At 33.3% G+C, this 3241-nt stretch carries 2 protein-coding genes; both read left to right on the top strand.

The annotated features are described in order from the left end of the window. Positions 1-91: 91 nt before the first annotated feature. Positions 92-607 (top strand): (2Fe-2S) ferredoxin domain-containing protein, encoded by a 516-nt coding sequence (locus AC3DU7_RS29500; RefSeq protein WP_488042805.1) that lies wholly within the window; start codon positions 92-94, stop codon positions 605-607. 444 nt (positions 608-1051) lie between these two features. After that, positions 1052-1702, top strand: a complete 651-nt coding sequence (locus AC3DU7_RS29495) for a response regulator transcription factor (protein WP_488042804.1) — start codon at positions 1052-1054, stop codon at positions 1700-1702. The last annotated feature ends 1539 nt before the right edge of the window (positions 1703-3241 follow it).

Raw genomic sequence — 3241 nt, 5'->3', positions numbered from 1 at the left:
TTACCGTCAAAGTCATTTATGATTTAGAATAGGACATTTTACCAAAAGACAATATCCCTAGAAGTTCATTGAAAGGTGTGTCGAAAATTTTATGACAGATAATATATCATCTCAAAGAACCAATAACTCTGATGGGACTAACTTCCAGAGCGCCGAATGCCAGGAAAATGCTCGACAGGACGATATTGACCAAAATATTTGTCAGGAATCTCTTGGTGTTTGTATCAAATCTCTGGGGCTATGTCAAATTCAGCGACATATTTTTATTTGTGCTGACCAAACCAAGCCTAAATGTTGCTCAACAGAGACTGGTTTAGAGGCATGGAATTATCTCAAAAAACGGCTCCAAGAGTTAAAACTCGACCGGGTTAATACTGACTTACCTGGCTGTATATTTCGTACTAAAGCTAACTGTTTACGAGTTTGTTGTCAAGGTCCAATCATGGTTGTTTATCCTGAAGGAGTATGGTATCATTCCGCAACTCCTCCTGTAATTGAAAGAATTATTCAAGAGCATATAATGGGCGATCGAGTTGTAGAGGAATATGTTTTTCTCACTCATCCTTTGCCAGAATCAATGATTATTTCATCAAATAGCCTCAGTTGATTCACTAACTGATACTCATAAATTGTGGACATTTACTTGACTGGGAAACTCAAAAGTTCAAAGTTAACAATTAGTAACTAATAGTTATCAATATAAATTCTGATAATATTAGTCACCAATACTGTCAAATTTTCATATATTATTAAAAGTAGTGGAAGTTATTTTTCACAATACAAAACTATTATCTAGTTATACTTATATATCTATATCTAACTAAATAGTGTAGAAGTATTGATTGAGTCTAAAATCTATAATCAAAAATAGACAGGGGCATGATTTCTTTAGATCCCTAGATGCAGTCCCAGCCCTTTGGGTAAGGATATATATTAATTTAAAAGAAAGTAGCAAACTCGCCCTACTTCTTTAATCTTTTATGAAAGATGTGGTTTATACCTATCTTTGAAGTTAACGTTTGCGGGAATTAAACAAAGTGAGTTCTTCATTATGAAGGAAATTAATACTACAGAGCAAAGACGGTTAATGTTGGTTGATGATGACCCTAATTTAATTTTATTAGTCAAGGATTATTTAGAATTTCGTGGGTATCAGGTAACAACAGCAGAAAATGGCCGAGAAGCACTAGAAAAGCTGGAAAATGAAATTCCTGAGCTAATTATATGTGATGTGATGATGCCAGAAATGGATGGCTATACCCTTGTGCAACACATCAGAGAAAATCCAGCTACAGAATGGGTTCCAGTTCTATTTCTATCTGCTAAAGGTCAAAGTCAAGACCGAGTCAAAGGTTTGAATACTGGAGCTGATGTCTACATTGTCAAACCATTTGAGCCAGAAGAACTCGTAGCTCAAGTAGAATCTTCCCTGAAGCAAGCTTCTCGCCTAATTAAACATCAAAATTCTGGCGTGGCTAGTAATGGGCCAAAAATTAAGGTGCGCCGAAACGTAGAGTTAACTCCCACAGAATTAAAGGTAGTCCAACTTGTCGCCCAGGGAATGGCAAATCGTGACATTGCACAAATGATGGAAGTTAGTCAAAGAACTATTGAGAGTCATGTGAGTAATATGCTTGGTAAAACTGGTCTACACAATCGGACAGAATTAGCTCGTTGGGCAATAGAAAGTAAAAAAGCTTAGGTATGATTACTCAAGAATTGATCGGGGTGTAAATTAAAGAGAGCGAAAACTTCTCTAAAGTTAATCAAGCTTCCTCATAACTATACCTATAAAACTAAAATGAGTAAGTTTTTTCAGTTGTCTATCCATTGAGTCGTTATCAGCTACAATTAAGGTATGAAGCTAGTTGAACGTCATGATTATCAGCAAATCAGTGGTCAGAAATTGACCACAAAGCTTTTTTATCAAAAAATCTGTTCAATTTAGCCAATTACCATCCAGCACCAATATTTCTTTGAAAACAAAAAGAAACTCAGCTTGAATCAACTAATAGGAATAAAATTAATAATTACAGAAGAATCTTATACATCTCAATCAAGTTTTTTAGATGGGGATGATTTGCTTAAATATAGAAATAAAAAACTGAATTTTAGTGGAAAAAGAGTAATTAAGAGGGTTGTATAAAACCAGAGAAAATAAATTATTAAATGCTGATATAAATGGGTCATTTAATATAATTAAAAAAGTAATCCCTGATGTCTTTGACCAAGGAATAAAGGGTTTGCCATTTAACCCTGTAGTGCTTGACCCACTACAAATGACTAGACCTTCAGACTTTCTCATTCAGTTTGAGTAAGTTTCGTTGAACGGTAAGTCTTTATCTTTAATATATTTTGTATATTTGAGGGCTGTAATTTTGTACTGCCCGTGTTTTTATATATTCTGATTTTTGTATACATAGTTTTTATTAAGTCAATTGTTTTTGATTTGATTGAATTACTAGAATATTGGACTAATCAAATCTTAAAGGTATGGCCTTAATAAAAAATTATTGTCTTATGTGAAGATCTAGAAGGGGATCGATTAATTTAATAAGCATAAAAAGTATTTTTTTACAGAAAAAAGACTAAAATAGATAGTATATAACTACTAAAATTATTAAAGTTATGAGTAGAGAAAAATATTACCGGCTTATGATATAAGGGTGATTTTTTGCAGTTTAAATCTGAAAATATGCAAGTAACAAATTTAGTTTATCTAAATTAAAAATAATGTAAGTATTTCCTGCGGAATGCTGCGCAAACAGCGGTCAGCTATTAGCTAGCCTCCTATTGGGATGGAACTGCTTTATCAGCCATTAATTTTGGGGAAGGTCTTTCAGTTATCGGTTAGCTTCCTAACGGAGAAGCTTAGCTAACAATACCTCTGTAATAAGGAGGCTTGAGATAACTAATATTCTATTTTCTCTTGGTCGATTATATGGCGAGGTCTCCTCGTCATTCTACCCTGTAGGAAGCTATGCTAACAAGCACTTTTTATCCCCTTAAAAGGGGAGGCTTTAGACCAGAATTTTTCGGTAAAAACAACTGAAAAATCAAGAAATAATAATAAAGTTACTACCAAAGTCACTTTCCCAAACCTTAAAAGTAATTATTCATTACTAATAACTGTTTGCATAGCAGTCCGCAAGAAATGCTGACAAAATCACTGCATTAATAATAAGAATATTACTAAAGTAATAGATTTAGACTGAATTATCTAAAATCAATATTAAATTTA

The organism is Okeania sp. (assembly GCF_983059655.1).
Note: the sequence above shows the minus strand (reverse complement) of the source record. Positions and strands in the feature narration are given on the sequence as shown.